Here is a 15,518-nt window from a genome sequence, read left to right as displayed (position 1 = left end):
CCTCAAGTTCTAATCTTACTTAAAAAACTCGGTATCGTTATCGCCCGCGCTTTTTTTAGGATAACCTTCTGCATCAATTCCACGGTCATTTTTCGGATAACCTTCTTCATCCAGGTCATCGCGGTCATCTTCCGGTGTACGGGAAAGCACTTCGTCTATCGGGTCTAATTCTACACTTTGTCCGTGGTCAATATGCATTCCCAGGTTATCAACGTCAGTTTCCAGGCTTTCATTCGGAATATATTCATCAACTGCTTCCGGGTTAGCTTCATCATAGGTCGAATTAAAATCTTCTCCGTTTGGCGCAGCGGTATTGTAAGGAAAATCGTGCTGATAATCCGGATCTTCGCTTTTTACGTCAATTTCATAACTGTTTTTATCCGCATTGTATAACAGGTCTTCTGCATCTGTCCTATTGCCCAGGTCATCCTTTAGCTTTTTGTCCCGGTCTAAGTTTTCGTCATTAAAACCAGGAGAGGTTGTATTTTGATCAATCATGATAATTGTTATTTTAAAGAGATAAAGAAAAAATCAAGCCAGAAGTTTTACTAATTATACACTAAGCTAAAATTTTATATCAAATATCGGGGCAGCCATAATTGCATTTTTATATATTTGGAACACTAAAAACAGCATTCTATTTAAAAACCTCTTATGCCACAGAAAATTAAAGTAACAAATCCGGTTGTTGAACTGGATGGCGACGAGATGACCCGCATCATCTGGAAATTTATTAAAGATAAGCTTATCCTGTCCTACTTGGATCTGGACATTCAATATTTTGATCTGGGCGTTGAATACCGCGACGAAACAAACGATCAGGTTACCATTGATGCAGCTAATGCTATTAAAGCTTGTGGTGTTGGTATAAAATGCGCAACAATTACACCTGATGAAGCACGTGTAGAAGAATTTGGCTTGAAACAAATGTGGAAATCGCCGAACGGAACGATCCGGAATATTCTGGACGGAACAGTTTTCCGCGAGCCGATTGTGATGAGCAATGTGCCTCGTTTGGTGCCAAACTGGACTGCTCCTATTTGCATTGGCCGTCATGCTTTTGGCGATCAGTATCGCGCTACAGACTTTGTAACGAAAGGAAAAGGTAAATTAACCATCACTTTTACTCCTGAAGATGGCGGCGCAGAACAATCTTTTGAAGTTTACAATTTTAAAGGAGATGGCGTTGCTTTGGCCATGTACAATACGGATGAATCTATCAGAGGATTCGCACATGCTTGTTTTAACCAGGCATTAATGAAAGGCTGGCCACTTTATTTATCCACTAAAAACACTATCCTAAAAAAATACGATGGCCGTTTTAAAGATATTTTTGAAGAGATCTATCAGCAGGAATTTAAAACTAAATTTAAGGAAGCTGGCATTACTTACGAGCACCGTTTAATTGACGACATGGTTGCTTCGGCCTTAAAATGGAACGGTAACTTTGTTTGGGCTTGTAAAAACTATGACGGCGACGTACAATCTGACACCGTTGCACAAGGTTTCGGTTCTTTAGGTTTGATGACTTCCACTTTGGTTACGCCGGATGGCAAAACGATGGAAGCAGAAGCTGCACATGGTACAGTTACACGTCATTATCGTGATCATCAGGCTGGCAAACCAACTTCTACCAACCCGATTGCTTCTATTTTTGCCTGGACCCGTGGTTTAGAATTCCGCGGAATTTTAGACAACAACCAGGAATTGATCAACTTCTGCAAAACATTGGAAGAAGTTTGTATCGAAACGGTAGAAAGCGGCAAAATGACTAAAGATTTAGCCGTTTGCATCCACGGAAACAAAGTAGAACACGGCCGCGATTATCTTTACACAGAAGAGTTTTTAGCTGCAATTGATGAAAATTTAAAAGCTAAATTAGGTTTCTAAATCCTGATTTTATGCTGATAAAAGAAGCACGCTCTGTAAAAGGACAGCGTGCTTCTTTGTTAATTACTTATATTTGTTACCATGTCATACCTTGAAGAAGTAAAAATTACTTTGAAGCAACTAAAACCAGAACTTATGTCTAAATATGGCGTAAGTTCATTAGGGCTTTTTGGTTCCATTGTTCGGGATGATTTTACAGATCAAAGCGATATTGATATTTTGGTAACCTTTAGTAAACCAATTGGAGTTGAATTTATTGATTTAGCAGATGAACTGGAGGAAAAACTCAACCGCAGAGTCGATTTAGTTTCAAGAAACGGGATTAAGCCAAGATACTATGAAGTGATTGAACCTGAGATACTTTATGTCTAAAAGAAATAATCAATTGCTTATAGAAGATATTCTGCAAAGTGCATTAAAAATTCAAAAGTATACAGCCAGCAATACTTTTGAAACATTTAAAGAAGATGAGATTAAGGTTGATGCCGTTCTAAGAAATTTTGAAATTATAGGTGAAGCCGCAAATAAATTAACAGAAGATTTTAAATCCGGTTATACTGACATCGATTGGTATAGAATTATAGGATTTAGAAACAGAATCGTCCATGAATACTTTGGAATTGATCTAACTACTGTTTGGCGTATTAAAGAAACCTATCTACTTTTGTTAATCGACCAACTATCAAAAATTATTGAAGATTAAATATTTATGTCCTCACTATATCCGCTAAAATTCAAAACCATCTTTAAAGATAAAATCTGGGGTGGAGAAAAAATTAAAACTGTTTTAGGAAAAGATTTTGCACCGTTGCCAAACTGCGGCGAAACCTGGGAAGTATCAGGCGTAAAAGGTGATATTTCTGTAGTTGCAGACGGGCCGTTAGCAGGCAAAACCTTAACAGAACTGTTAGACCATTACCAGGGAAATCTTGCCGGTGAAAAGCTTTACAAAAAGTTTGGGACCGAATTTCCGTTACTGATTAAATTTATTGATGCCAACGATGATCTTTCCATACAAGTGCATCCTGACGACGAATTGGGAAAAAAACGCCATAACTCTTTTGGAAAAACAGAAATGTGGTATGTTTTGCAGGCTGATCCTGGTTCAACCTTAATTTCTGGTTTTAACCAGCAGGTGGATGAAAAGCTTTATCTGGAGAAACTGAATAGCGGCAAACTTTCTGATATTTTAAATAAAGAGGAAGTAGAAGCCGGAGATATTTTCTTCTTGCCTGCCGGTCGTGTTCATACTATCGGAAAAGGATTGCTGATTGCAGAAATCCAGCAAACTTCGGATATTACTTACCGCATTTACGATTTTGACCGTGTGGATGATAAAGGCCAAAAACGGGAATTACACACAGAGGAAGCTTTAGCTGCAATTGATTACAAAGTTTATCCGGAATATAAATCCAAGTATCATCATAAAATCAATGAATCTGTGGAAGCCGTAACTTGTCCTTACTTTACAACAAACGTCTTGGAATTTACCGAGAATACTTCGCGTGATTATACTGCTTTGGATTCTTTTGTAATCCATGTTTGCGTTGATGGCGCTTATGACCTGGTTTGCAGTAACGAAAAATATCCGGTTAAAAAGGGAGATTGTGTTTTGATCCCGAATGCTATTAAAAACATTCAACTGGAAACTTCAATTGGTTTTAAATTGCTGGAAACTTTTGTTGGTTAAGTAAAATTTTTAGGCTGATAAAAGAAGCATCAGGAGTTTGATGCTTCTTTTATCAGCCTAAAATCTTAGTAACCTTTTGTTAAATCTTATGGTTTATCGTTTTTTATCAGCCTGACTTCAATTTGGCCATTGTTGGTCCTGACTTCAAATTTAGGCTGTGGTGCGGTTGCCGGCCCATCTACTACACTTCCGTCTTCCAAAGAAAAAACAGAGCCGTGCCAAGGACAACGAACGCAATTATCATCCAATAAATCACCTTCTGAAAGTGGCCCGCCTAAATGCGAACAAGTATGGGCGATAGCAAATATTTCACCGTTTTTCTTAGCTAATAAAACCGGTATTTCTCCGGCTTGTACCCGTTTCATCGAATTATCTGCTAATTCGTTTTCCGGCAAAACCGCCACAAATTCTTTCGGATATTTTGCTGCTGTTGCGGTATGGTCAACGCCGGTTTGTTCCACATAAACCAAATGTCCGCCCAAATAAGCTGCAGCGCTTGTAATGCCATAACCCAATAGGGCTAAACCAATTGCAGTTTTGCGCGGACCTTTATTTTTGCGCATAATATATGAAGTTGTGTAGAGAGCAGTGGCAGCAACGTTTAAAATACCGTGCATCAAACCAATCTGACTTCTTTTTTGGGTAGTTCCAGACCAATCTGTTATGCCGGAAACTGCTGCGCCAACGGCTCCAGCTAATCCTATCGCAATTGCTGCATCGGCGCCTGCTGCATATTTTTTCTGACCAGATAATTCCATCGCATCTAATACTACTGCAGCCGTCCATGAACCGACAGGAACATCGGTAATAATCGGATGCAGCGGATGGCCTAACCAGGTCCCGTGTAAAAAATTCTTTATTTTTTGCCCGGTTTCTCCGCCTGCTTCAAATGCTTTAATAACTGTTGGCTGAAGTTTTTTTCCTACTGCTTTAAGCCATTCCTGTTTGGCAATGGTGTCCATCACGTCTTCTGAATTCATTTGTTTTTCTCCTCCTTTTAATTAACTTCTAATCTGATTTTTGGACTCGCATCTTAACTTACGAATCCGCTTATAAAAACCAGTTTAATTGTTAAAAAGGAAGAAATTACATACAATGTTTTACTAAAAAGCAGATATATTCAACCCAAAAGAAAAATGCCTTTTTATTGCGTTCTGAATTGGGGGCAAACAAAAGGGATCCTGAATGATGATTTGTACCGATGCTTCTTTTATGGCACAAAAATTAGTGCCCGAAAACTTCAAACTTCTCCCAAAAACCATCTTTTGGTAAAGGCGCTAAAATAGCTACCGGTCCTTTTTTTACAGGATGAATGAATTGCAGTTGGCGAGCGTGCAGGCAAATACTTTTCTTCAAACTTCCACGCGGATAACCATATTTATTATCGCCTACAATAGGGCAGCCAAGAGTAGAAAGCTGAACACGGATTTGATGCGGACGACCAGTTATCGGATCTATCTCGATCAAATAATAACCATTCAATTCGCCAATTAATTTATAATTTAACTCTGCCCGCTGGCTTCCTGCAACTTCCCGAATATGAGGCGTAGTTACGTTTTTTTGCTGATTCTTAACTAGCCAATGAACTAAATTTCCGCTTTCTGGTACTGGCCTGTTTCTAACAACTGCCCAATAGGTTTTGTGCATGTCCCGGCTTTTAAATAGCTCGTTTACGCGTTCAAGTGCTTTACTTGTTTTAGCAAACAAAATTACACCGCTTACCGGCCGGTCTAACCGGTGCACCACACCTAAGAAAGCACCGTTTGGCTTGTTGTATTTTTGGGCGATGTATCGCTTCACTTTTTCATCTAGCGGTTCATCTCCGGTTTCATCAACCTGCACAATATCCCCTGCCCTTTTATTGACCGCAATTAAGTGGTTATCTTCATACAAAATATCTTTTGCAGTAATATCAGAAGGTGGATTTATAAATTGTGATTGGCGCATGATGAATTTTAGGTGATAAAAGAAGCATGCTTCTTGGCATAGCAACGTTAGGAAGGAACCTTCTTTAAAAGGGTTTCCTATTTCTTATATTATTTAATAACGATTTCTTCCTTTAATCTAAATGACAACATAACCACTCAAAATACACCCGAATTTAACTGGTAAAAGAAGCATTGCAAGCATCAATTTAACTGCGGGTTACTTGGAAAATTAACAATATGCGCATAGCGGTCGCCTAAATTGGTTACTGCTTCTTTCCATAGGTCCTCTTCTTCATCACTAAAAATCAAACCCTTATCAAACTGATCGGAAACAATCCAACTGTTCAAGCTTAATTCTTTGTCTAACTGTTCTGCACCCCAGCCAGAATAACCCAGAAAAAATTTAATTTCATCGGCTGTAATTAAATTGAGCTTAAACATCGTTTTAACTTCTTCAAAATCCCCTCCCCAAAAAATACCGTTACCAATATCTATTCCGCCCGATACTTTTTCCGGACAACGGTGCAAAAAGTGAAGCCTTTCGTTATTGCAAGGCCCGCCGGTAAACAGTTTGGTATCTGTTTCCGGGAAATCAATTATGGCATCATTAATATATAAACCTGATGGATGGTTTAGCACAAAACCCACTACGCCTTGTTCTGCATACTCCGTTATTAGAATAACAGAGCGCTTAAACTCTGGGTCTAACATAAATGGTTCTGCAATTAGCAACCTGCCGGCTGCCGGTTTTAAGGTGTTTAACATATTTTTTCCTCGTGGTTGTTATACAAAGTTGCTGATTTTTTAGTCAAGCTTCTTTTATCAGCACAAAAAAACAATTAAATTTATGATGTTCTCTTTTTCCGCTTAAATTAAATTTTTTACTGCTAAAAGAAGCATCATCATTTTTTCCGGTTAAAATTTAGTTTTGATAATAGTTACACCTAAAATAGCAATTTGTAAGTTTGTGGCAGATGGAACAGGAAAGTATAGAAAATTTAAGAAGAGATTACCGCTCGGCTACTTTATCAGAAGCTGATGTAAACCCAAACCCGGTCAAACAGTTTGAAAAATGGTTTAACGAAGCTTTGCAGGCCAAGCTCTACGAACCCAATGCCATGACTTTGGCTACCGCAACTACCGATGGCCGGCCATCGGCACGAATTGTTTTGCTGAAAGGTTTTAGTGATGATGGTTTTAAATTTTACACCAATTACCTCAGCCGTAAAGGAAAAGAACTCACCAAAAACCCTTTGGCCAGTTTAATTTTTTACTGGGCCGAAATGGAACGCCAGGTACGGATTGAAGGAACGATAGAAAAACTAAGCAAAGAATATTCTGCCAAATATTTTCATTCCCGGCCAAAAGGAAGCCAGATTGGTGCTGTAGTTTCTCCGCAAAGCCAGGAAATCAGTTCGAGGGAAGAACTGGAAAGCAAATGGCAGCAACTGGAGCAGGAATACGAAAACAAGGAAGTGCCCAAGCCAGCACACTGGGGTGGTTATATTTTAAAACCGAGGCTGATTGAGTTTTGGCAGGGAAGGTCAAGCCGTTTGCACGATCGTATTGTTTATAAAAAAGCCGACCAGAAAGCCTGGAAAATTGTTCGTTTAGCACCATGAGTTTTGAAGAAATAAAGCTTCTTTTAACAGGAAAATTTGGAGAAAGTGTAATTGTGGGCGAAGAAACAGCTGGCCTGCAACCTGCTTTGCTCATCCACCCAAAACAAATTTCGGAGGTTTGCCTTTTTTTACGCGATCATCCGCAAACTTATTTTGATTTTCTGGCTTGCCTTTCCGGTGTGGATTACGGGCAGGAAAAGCGTTTTGGTGTAGTTTATCACCTGTCGTCTATCCCTTATCAAACGCAACTAACGCTTAAAGTAAGTGTAGAAAAACCTGCTGGTCCAGAGGTGCTTCCCTCCTTTCCAACAGTTTCAAATGTTTACCGTACGGCCGACTGGCACGAGCGGGAAGCTTATGATTTATTGGGGATTGATTTTGAAGGCCACCCGGATTTGCGCCGTATTTTATTGCCGGATGATTGGGAAGGTTTTCCGTTAAGAAACGATTATAAAAGCGCGGAATATTATAAAGGCATCAGGATTGATTAAAGCTGCTGCAAGACAGGGATTTTTATATGATAAACGAAGCATTTAAAAGATACCAGGAACGCATTCAAAACCTGAGCGCCGAGGAACTGGTTTTAAATATGGGCCCGCAGCACCCATCTACACATGGCGTGTTACGACTGGAACTGATAACGGATGGCGAAATTGTAAACGAAGTAATTCCGCATGTTGGTTATTTGCACCGCTGTTTCGAAAAGCACGGGCAATCGATGTCGTATCAGCAGACTATTCCTTATACAGACCGGTTGGATTACCTTTCGTCTATGAATAGCAGCCATGCTTTTGTGATGGGTGTAGAACGGATGCTGGGCATTGATCAGGAAATTCCGAAACGGGTAGAGTACATTCGTGTTCTGGTTTGCGAACTGAACCGGATTGGTTCACATTTAATTGCCTTAGGTACTTATGGCATTGATATTGGCGCTTTTACACCTTTTTTATGGTGTTTCCGTGATAGGGAGCATATTATGGGTTTGCTGGAATGGGCTTCTGGCGCAAGGTTGTTGTATAACTTTATTTGGGTTGGCGGTTTGTTTTATGATTTGCCGGTTGGTTTTGAAGAACGCTGCAAGGAATTTGTAGATTACTTTAAACCGAAAATGGTTGAGCTGAATGAGTTGTTGACCAATAACCAGGTGTTTATCAACCGTACGGCTAATGTTGGTGTGTTGCCCTTGGATGTTGCTATTAATTATGGCTGTTCAGGGCCGATGCTACGAGGGTCTGGATTGAAATGGGATTTGCGCCGTATTGATGGTTATTCTGTTTATCCTGAACTGGATTTTGATATTCCGGTTGGAAAAGGAGAAATGGGAAGTGTGGGCGATTGCTGGGACCGTTTTAAAGTACGTATTGATGAAATTGGCGAATCGTTAAAAATGATTGAGCAATGCGTAGAACGTTTGCAGAAAGAACTGAAACGTACACCTGATTTTGATCCGCGTGCAAAACTTCCCCGCAAAATTATTCCAAAAGCACAGGATTATTACATACGGGCAGAAAACCCGAAAGGCGAACTTGGTTTTTATTTTATTGCAGATGGCAAAACAGAAATACCAAAACGTGTGAAAGCGCGCGGGCCGAGTTTTAATAATCTATCTGTGTTGCCTGCCATTAGCAAAGGTGTGATGATTGCTGATCTGGTAGCCATTATCGGTTCTATAGATATTGTGTTGGGCGAATTAGACCGTTAACAAAAAAAGCCCCTTTTACGGAGCTTTTCGAATTTATGTATAGATTTTAAGGGGCTAAAAGAAGCATTTCAATTATAAACCTTCACCATAAAAACGTAGTTCTGCAGTTTTTTAATTTGCTGCGAACGGGTGAGTTTAGACATGCTGTTTTTACTGTTTAAAACAATTTTTTTGCCGGTAGAATCAGCAGGCATTTCCTGGATAGCTTTCATTAAATAACTGGATTTTGTAGCAAAAGCAGCACCATCAACCTGGGTTTGTTTGCCTTTGATGATCCCGATTACGTTTCCGTAACTATCCAAAAGCGGGCCACCGCTGTTGCCAGGGTTAACCGGAATAGAAACCTGGTAAGCCAGAGAATCATTATCATAACCGGTAAAAGAACTTAAATAACCTTTACCAATTACTACAGAATCTTTCGGATAACCCAGCGTAAATACATCTTCGCCTAAATCCGCTTTTGATTTTTTGAAAGCATAAGGCACTGCACTTAACCGTTTAAAAGAAGTATCGGTGATATGTAAAACCGCCAGGTCATAATCGGCATTGGTATAAACAGCAACTGCTTTGTAAGAATCGCCGTTAGAGTTTTGTACATAAACAGAATCAGCTCCGTTTATCACATGAAAATTAGTAATAATATCACCGTTGGTATTAATGGCAAATCCGGTTCCGCCAAAATCACCGGGATTAAGGTTTTTTTTGCGGGCAGATTTTCCTGTTATATCCCGGATCAAAGCATTTTGAGACCGCTTAACGGTTTCTAAATCGCGTCGTAAAGCGCTATATTTTGATTGCTGGTTTTGATTATTAAAATAACCGGTAAAAAACAAAGTAAGCATTACCGCAAAAATGGCTACAGAAGCAGCAACCGAAATTTTTGAATGATGGTTGCGCCATAAAGTAACCACACGGCCCTGACGAAGGCCAAGTTTTTCTTTAACAGCATCTACATCAATTTCTTCGTGGATGGCATTTAAGGTATTTTCAAATTCCAAACGCTCGTTCCAATCGGCCATATATTTTAAAAACTGCTGATGCTCTTTAATGCGATTATTTATTACTGCATCGCTTTTGCGCATCCGTTCAAACTCAATCTGCTCTTGCCCAGAAAGCTCATGGCCGAGGTATCTTTCAATCAAATCAAGTAATTGTGGCTCGTTCATCTTCTTCAATATTTATAGCTGAAAAAACAGCTTTTTTAACCGTTGCAGGCATTTATATTTCTGCGTTTTTGCATTTTCAGGATTGGTATAACCAAACTTGTCACAAATCTCCTGCATAGATTTGTTTTGCATGTAAAAATCCTGGATAATGGTCCTGCAAGGTTCGCCGAGCATCAGCATGGATTCTTCCATTTTGCTAAATTGCAAGTCGCGCATTTCGTGCATTTCCAAGTCATTTTCAACAGGCAGATAATCATGTATCTCTTTTAATTCGACATCCTTTTTACTCCGCTGGTTTAATTTTTTTAACCAAATACGCCTGCAAACCGAATAGATATACGTTTTTAGCTTGCTGGTTAGTTCAAAATCGCCTGCTTTAACTTTGTTATATAATATAATGATGCTTTCCTGATAAATATCTTTTGCATCCTCCTCATTTCCATTGTTATTCAATACCATTTGCAAAATCATCGGAAAATGAACTTTGTAAATACGCTTTAAAGTATCCGGAGAGTTGTTTAAAATCCCAAGTATATCTTCGCTGTCGGTTGGTACAGAACTATTTATCTTTAAACTCACCACTTAATACAGTTTGTACAAAAATGTAACCCATTTTCCGAAAAAAAAATATTTTTTTATTTACAGGGTTACCTTTTTGAGGTTAGGGTATTAAGTTGAAAATTTCACTGCTTAAAAAAATAGGAAACAACATGAAAAATGCATTCAAATTAGGCTTTTTAGCTTTAGCCCTTACTTTATCAGTTACTGCTTGTAACTCTAACAAATCTACAACTGCTGCTGATTCTACTTCAGTATCTACTTCTACTGATACTTCATCTAAAATGATGGATACTTCAAAATCAGCAACTACTGATACTGCTAAAAAAGGTATGGCTACAGGTGCTGATACTACCAAAAAAATGTAATGATTAATTAATAAACAGGACTGATAATACTTTTTTATATCAGTCCTGTTTATTTGATACTAAAACCAAACATGAAAAACGTATTCAAATTAAGCTTTTTAGCTTTAGCTATATCTTTATCTGTTGCTGCCTGCAGTTCTGATAAAAAAGCATTAGGATCATCTGATTCTACAAAAGTTGATTCTGCTGCCAGCACAACTACTACTGATTCTGCTGCTACAACAGATACAACTAAAAAAGATACTACGAAAAAAATGTAATTTGCTTTTTTGCAAATTATTTCAAAAAAAACAAATCATTTTTATTCATCCTGCCGTATAAAGGCAAAAATTTTAAATTTCTTCATGAAAAAATCATTCAAATTTGGCTTTTTAGCTTTAGCAATTTCTTTATCTGTTGCTGCTTGTAACTCTAACAAAAAAACTGGCGAAGGTTCTGATTCTACCAAAACCGATTCTTCCAGCATGTCTTCTTCTACAACTGATACCAGCAAAGTAGATACAATTGCTAAAGACAGCACTGTAAAAGACACTACTTTAAAATCTACCAAAACAACTGTTAAAAAAATGTAATAATTTTTTTAAATAAAAGAAAAGCCATGCAATTTGTATGGCTTTTTTTATGCCCTCAATTTTTTATGGCATAAAAGAAGCATTGGCAAGAATTACCTTCGATTTATGTCCATAAAGAGTGGTTGTAATTTTTACTTTTGCAGAATAGTTAATTAAATTTATGCCATTGTCTCCGCTTTCTGCTATTTCGCCTGTTGATGGCCGTTATTATCCGGTAACTAATCAGTTAAGCAAGTACTTTTCGGAAGCAGCACTCATCAAGTTCCGGGTTTATGTAGAACTGGAATATTTTATCCAGCTTTGCGAATTGCCTTTGCCCCAGCTTGCAGGTTTTAACAAAAACAGTTATGCAGATCTTAGAAAAATTTATGCTGATTTTACAGAAGAGGACGCAATTTCGATCAAAGAGATTGAGAAAATAACAAATCATGATGTAAAAGCAGTAGAATATTTTTTGAAAAAACAGTTTGACCGATTGAATTTAACTGATTTCAAAGAGTTTATCCATTTCGGTCTAACATCACAGGACATCAACAACACGGCCATTCCCTACTCTTTTAAGTTAGCGGTTGAGGAACAATATTTTCCGGCGGTAAAAGAAGTAATCAACTTAATTAAAGGTTTTGCTGAAGATTGGAAGCACGTTTCAATGCTGGCGCGTACACACGGACAACCGGCATCGCCAACACGTTTAGGCAAAGAAATGATGGTTTTTGTAGAACGCCTGGAAGCGCAATTACAACTTTGTCATCAAATTCCGTTTGCAGCAAAATTTGGCGGTGCAACCGGCAATTTTAATGCGCATCATGTTGCTTATCCGGCAACCGACTGGAAAGCGTTTGGAAACCATTTTGTAAACAAAGTTTTAGGTTTAAGCCGATCGCAGTTTACTACTCAAATTGAGCATTACGATCAATTTGCAGCGCATTGTGATAACCTGAAAAGGATCAACAACATTTTAATTGACTTAAACCGGGATATCTGGACCTACATCTCCATCAATTATTTCAAACAAAAAATTAAAGCCGGAGAAGTTGGTTCATCGGCCATGCCGCATAAAGTTAACCCAATTGATTTTGAAAACTCCGAAGGGAACCTGGGAATTGCCAATGCTTTATTTGAACATTTAGCTGCCAAATTGCCTATTTCCCGTTTGCAGCGCGATCTTACAGATTCAACTGTTCTAAGAAATATCGGCGTTCCGTTTGCGCATACCCTAATCGCTTTTAAATCGATAATAAAAGGCTTAAATAAATTGGTGCTAAACGAAGCAGCGATACGTGCAGATCTGGAAGATAACTGGGTAGTTGTTGCAGAAGCTATTCAAACCATCCTCCGCCGCGAAGGTTATCCAAACCCTTACGAGGCTTTAAAAGATTTAACACGTGTTTCTGGCCATGTTGATGAACATACCATTGCTAATTTTGTAAACCAGTTAAATATTTCTGAGGAACTGAAACAGGAACTGATCGCGATTACGCCTTTTAACTATACCGGAATTTAAGCTGATAAGTCAACAAGCCGTAAAAAATAGCCGATAAAAGAAGCATTCAAAACAAGCTGTTTTATTTTTTGTAATTTTATAAAAAAGAGATCATCATGAACATCAACGTATATACCGAAACCACGCCAAATCCGGCAACAATGAAGTTTATTGTAAACAAGTTGTTAATTAACGGAAGTGCTGATTTTGCGACTGCAGAAAGCGCAGAAAAATCAGCTTTTGCGAAAGAACTGTTTAAGTTTTCCTTTGTAAACGGTGTTTTTTTTGCCAGTAACTTTGTTACTGTTACCAAAACCGAAGGTTCTGACTGGAACGATTTGGAACCGATTTTAAAAGAATTTGTAAAAGGTGCGGTTGAATCTGAACTAAGCGTTCAGGAAAAAGAACAGGAAGTTGTTGCTTTTGAAGGTGATGATGCAGAAGTAAAAATTCAGCAGATTTTGCATGATTATGTTCGCCCTGCTGTAGAGCAGGACGGCGGCGCCATTACTTATAAATCTTTTGAAGATGGCGTAGTAACCGTAGAATTGCGCGGTTCCTGCAGCGGTTGCCCTTCATCCACCATCACTTTAAAATCAGGAATCGAAAGTTTATTGAAACGCATGGTCCCTGAAGTTACGGAAGTGGTTTCTGAGGCTTTGTAAGGCAATTAGTCTTTTCAATTTTATAGGGGTAAAAGAAGTATCAAAATACTTCTTTTACCCCTATTTTTTTGATATTAGCTATTGAATAAACATTCTTTTGTTATCATTTCAGTTATATTTTTCATTTAATTTATATGTTTAATTTAAATTAAAACGCTGATCACCTCAAATTCTAACATTCACTAAATGACTTGGCTTTCAGAATTATTTGGAAAGAAAAAGGAACGAGAACTTTCGCTCGAAGAAAAAGAACAATTAAAAAGAAAGTGGGATAGATTTGACCTTTTTCAAAAAGGGAAAGACTGTTATCTCAAGAGGCAGACAGATGATGCGTTATTATATTTTGACAAAGCTCTTGAATATAATTTTATAGAAAACTTTCCTACAGAAGTAACTAAATTATTTGGCATGAGAGGTTGTTGTTTACAAGAACTGGACTATGATTATGATGCAATTAATAATTTCGATAAATCAATTACATTAGCATCAAATGACTGTAATAAATATTTTTCAAGGTCAGTATCAAAAGGTGCAATTTTGGATTTTGAAGGTGAGATTGCTGACATTGAAAAGGCAATTGAACTTTCTAAAATTGACAATCTCTTAAATAGAGAATATAATGATGAAGCTCAAAAGCAAGGATATAAAAATGGAGTAGCAGGATTGTTTGAAATGAGATTAGTAGGAGCAAGAATGAAGTTAGAAACAGAACTTAACGACAGAAAAAGAATTGAAAATGCTTCAACCCTCAAAGACAAATTGTTTTGGCAAGAAATGTTTGACGAAAAGAAAGCAAAAATGTTAAGTAGGATTAAAAAAAGAAATTAATAAACGGATATTAATAAGAGGCCAGTGCGACGATCAAAGGTTTAGCAAAAAAACTGGCTAAAAGAATTGAGCAATACTTTTGTTTCACTATGTTGCTTCAGTTTTAGGCATAAAAACAAAAAATTAGTTGATAAAAGAAGCATTAACATTTAAACATCTAATTTGGTTTAGGTTAGGCTGAAGGATTTCTATTTTAAGTTCTTCGTTAAGCTTTGAACGGTTGGTCAAAAAGGTTTGACACGCTAAATTTTCAACAGTAGACTTAAATTATTATTTTCACGCCTACATTAACAAAGGCATGAAACTTGACCGATACGAATTTAAATCCGGTGATCAATTTTTAACATATGAATTTTTAAGCGAAGGACCGAAAGGAAAAATTCAGAAACTCATTCAGTTTACACTTGTTAATCAAAACGGTCTTTATAATCTTGCTTTGGTGACAAAAAACCTGAAACTGGTGAGATTGACGATTTGGTTATTACCGATAACGGTGACAGCGAAAAAGTTCTTGCCACTATTGTATCAGCTATTTATGCTTTTTGTGATAAACATCCGAAATTATGGATTTATGCCACTGGAAGTACAGCAGCACGAACACGGCTTTACCGCATGGGTATCAATAAGTATTTCGAAATTGTACAGGAGGATTTTGAAATTTTCGGATTGACCCAGAGTGAATGGGAAAGATTTATAAAAGGCAAAGACTATCAGGCATTTGTTGTACAAAGAAAAAACTTAAATTTGGACTATGAAAAGCATACTTGAATTGAATGAAAAGAAAGTTCCGGTTGTTCGTATTGACAAGTCATTAAACAAGTACGACAATATTGTTCTATTTCCCGAAAAAGTGAAAAAAGCAAAAGAGGACTTTGAAAAATTTGAACTTCCTGATTTGAAGAAGCACAGTCGCTAAAATAAGTATTTGACTTTCTGAAATGACATTGGACGAGATTTCTAAGGAGGTAAAAGCCGTTAGGCAAAATTTGAACTAACAAAATTATATGGTAAAAGAAGCATTCAACTACTTCTTTTGCCCACCTTTT

General features: G+C 37.7%; 20 protein-coding genes and 1 pseudogene. 15 read left to right on the top strand and 6 right to left on the bottom strand.

Annotated features, from left to right (window positions below; translation table 11 throughout):
- Positions 1–15: 15 nt before the first annotated feature.
- Complete coding sequence (locus GO621_RS09935) at positions 16–498, bottom strand: hypothetical protein (RefSeq protein ID WP_198170206.1); 483 nt, start codon at positions 496–498, stop codon at positions 16–18.
- A 156-nt stretch (positions 499–654) separates the two neighbouring features.
- Here GO621_RS09935 and GO621_RS09930 point away from each other — a divergent pair, with 156 nt between their 5' ends.
- The 4 genes from GO621_RS09930 (at position 655) to GO621_RS09915 (ending at position 3,580) form a co-directional block, all read left to right on the top strand.
- Positions 655–1,890: an NADP-dependent isocitrate dehydrogenase gene (locus GO621_RS09930; protein WP_157566564.1), complete on the top strand. Its 1,236-nt coding sequence runs from the start codon at positions 655–657 to the stop codon at positions 1,888–1,890.
- 81 nt (positions 1,891–1,971) lie between these two features.
- The gene (locus GO621_RS09925) at positions 1,972–2,262 is read left to right on the top strand and encodes a nucleotidyltransferase family protein (protein WP_157566562.1); all 291 of its coding nucleotides are present in this window, start codon (positions 1,972–1,974) and stop codon (positions 2,260–2,262) included.
- Complete coding sequence (locus tag GO621_RS09920) at positions 2,255–2,593, top strand: HepT-like ribonuclease domain-containing protein (protein ID WP_157566560.1); 339 nt, start codon at positions 2,255–2,257, stop codon at positions 2,591–2,593. The genes GO621_RS09925 and GO621_RS09920 overlap by 8 nt, the downstream gene beginning before the upstream one ends.
- A 6-nt stretch (positions 2,594–2,599) precedes the next feature.
- Positions 2,600–3,580 carry a type I phosphomannose isomerase catalytic subunit gene (locus GO621_RS09915; RefSeq protein WP_157566558.1) on the top strand — a complete coding sequence of 327 codons (981 nt, stop codon included), beginning with the start codon at positions 2,600–2,602 and terminating at the stop codon, positions 3,578–3,580.
- An 86-nt stretch (positions 3,581–3,666) separates the two neighbouring features.
- Here the strand turns inward: GO621_RS09915 and GO621_RS09910 are convergent, their stop codons facing one another.
- The 3 genes from GO621_RS09910 to GO621_RS09900 all read right to left on the bottom strand — a co-directional run bounded on the left by GO621_RS09910 (position 3,667) and on the right by GO621_RS09900 (position 6,273).
- A complete protein-coding gene (locus GO621_RS09910) occupies positions 3,667–4,560 on the bottom strand; it encodes a Rieske 2Fe-2S domain-containing protein (protein WP_157566556.1) in 894 nt (297 codons plus the stop codon).
- Between the two features lie 244 nt (positions 4,561–4,804).
- The gene (locus tag GO621_RS09905) at positions 4,805–5,527 is read right to left on the bottom strand and encodes an RluA family pseudouridine synthase (protein WP_157566554.1); all 723 of its coding nucleotides are present in this window, start codon (positions 5,525–5,527) and stop codon (positions 4,805–4,807) included.
- A gap of 182 nt (positions 5,528–5,709) precedes the next feature.
- Positions 5,710–6,273 (bottom strand): YqgE/AlgH family protein, encoded by a 564-nt coding sequence (locus GO621_RS09900; RefSeq protein ID WP_157566552.1) that lies wholly within the window; start codon positions 6,271–6,273, stop codon positions 5,710–5,712.
- 209 nt (positions 6,274–6,482) lie between these two features.
- On the opposite strand from GO621_RS09900, the gene pdxH reads away from it, so the two are divergent.
- From pdxH to GO621_RS09885, 3 genes are read left to right on the top strand one after another with little or no spacing between them, the layout of a single operon-like run.
- Positions 6,483–7,130: a pyridoxamine 5'-phosphate oxidase gene (gene pdxH / locus GO621_RS09895; protein ID WP_157566550.1), complete on the top strand. Its 648-nt coding sequence runs from the start codon at positions 6,483–6,485 to the stop codon at positions 7,128–7,130.
- Positions 7,127–7,621: an NADH-quinone oxidoreductase subunit C gene (locus tag GO621_RS09890; RefSeq protein ID WP_157566548.1), complete on the top strand. Its 495-nt coding sequence runs from the start codon at positions 7,127–7,129 to the stop codon at positions 7,619–7,621. Before pdxH ends, GO621_RS09890 begins: the two co-directional genes overlap by 4 nt.
- Positions 7,622–7,647: 26 nt before the next feature.
- Positions 7,648–8,832, top strand: a complete 1,185-nt coding sequence (locus GO621_RS09885; protein WP_157566546.1) for an NADH-quinone oxidoreductase subunit D — start codon at positions 7,648–7,650, stop codon at positions 8,830–8,832.
- A gap of 68 nt (positions 8,833–8,900) precedes the next feature.
- Here GO621_RS09885 and GO621_RS09880 read toward each other — a convergent pair whose 3' ends face one another.
- Both GO621_RS09880 and GO621_RS09875 read right to left on the bottom strand, forming a co-directional pair.
- Complete coding sequence (locus tag GO621_RS09880; RefSeq protein ID WP_157566545.1) at positions 8,901–9,998, bottom strand: S1C family serine protease; 1,098 nt, start codon at positions 9,996–9,998, stop codon at positions 8,901–8,903.
- Positions 9,999–10,010: 12 nt separating this feature from the next.
- Positions 10,011–10,577 (bottom strand): RNA polymerase sigma factor, encoded by a 567-nt coding sequence (locus GO621_RS09875; protein WP_317163428.1) that lies wholly within the window; start codon positions 10,575–10,577, stop codon positions 10,011–10,013.
- 131 nt (positions 10,578–10,708) lie between these two features.
- Here GO621_RS09875 and GO621_RS09870 point away from each other — a divergent pair, with 131 nt between their 5' ends.
- From GO621_RS09870 to GO621_RS18805, 8 genes and pseudogenes are all read left to right on the top strand, one after another.
- Positions 10,709–10,924, top strand: a complete 216-nt coding sequence (locus GO621_RS09870) for a hypothetical protein (protein WP_157566543.1) — start codon at positions 10,709–10,711, stop codon at positions 10,922–10,924.
- 71 nt (positions 10,925–10,995) lie between these two features.
- Positions 10,996–11,184: a hypothetical protein gene (locus tag GO621_RS09865; RefSeq protein ID WP_157566541.1), complete on the top strand. Its 189-nt coding sequence runs from the start codon at positions 10,996–10,998 to the stop codon at positions 11,182–11,184.
- A gap of 84 nt (positions 11,185–11,268) precedes the next feature.
- Positions 11,269–11,496, top strand: a complete 228-nt coding sequence (locus GO621_RS09860) for a hypothetical protein (protein ID WP_157566539.1) — start codon at positions 11,269–11,271, stop codon at positions 11,494–11,496.
- A 160-nt stretch (positions 11,497–11,656) separates the two neighbouring features.
- Positions 11,657–13,000, top strand: a complete 1,344-nt coding sequence (gene purB / locus GO621_RS09855) for an adenylosuccinate lyase (RefSeq protein WP_157566537.1) — start codon at positions 11,657–11,659, stop codon at positions 12,998–13,000.
- A gap of 95 nt (positions 13,001–13,095) precedes the next feature.
- Positions 13,096–13,644, top strand: coding sequence for a NifU family protein (locus GO621_RS09850; RefSeq protein ID WP_157566535.1), 549 nt, complete (start codon positions 13,096–13,098; stop codon positions 13,642–13,644).
- 186 nt (positions 13,645–13,830) lie between these two features.
- Positions 13,831–14,472, top strand: a complete 642-nt coding sequence (locus GO621_RS09845) for a hypothetical protein (RefSeq protein WP_157566534.1) — start codon at positions 13,831–13,833, stop codon at positions 14,470–14,472.
- 298 nt (positions 14,473–14,770) lie between these two features.
- Positions 14,771–15,240 (top strand): annotated as a pseudogene (locus GO621_RS19390) (DUF6934 family protein).
- The gene (locus GO621_RS18805) at positions 15,224–15,388 is read left to right on the top strand and encodes a hypothetical protein (RefSeq protein WP_198170204.1); all 165 of its coding nucleotides are present in this window, start codon (positions 15,224–15,226) and stop codon (positions 15,386–15,388) included. The pseudogene GO621_RS19390 and the gene GO621_RS18805 overlap by 17 nt, the downstream one beginning before the upstream one ends.
- Positions 15,389–15,518: the final 130 nt, after the last annotated feature.

Origin of the sequence: Mucilaginibacter arboris (assembly GCF_009754915.1) — a bacterium.
Taxonomy (GTDB): Bacteria; Bacteroidota; Bacteroidia; order Sphingobacteriales; family Sphingobacteriaceae; genus Mucilaginibacter_A; species Mucilaginibacter_A arboris.
This window is presented reverse-complemented; position numbering and strand designations above follow the sequence as displayed.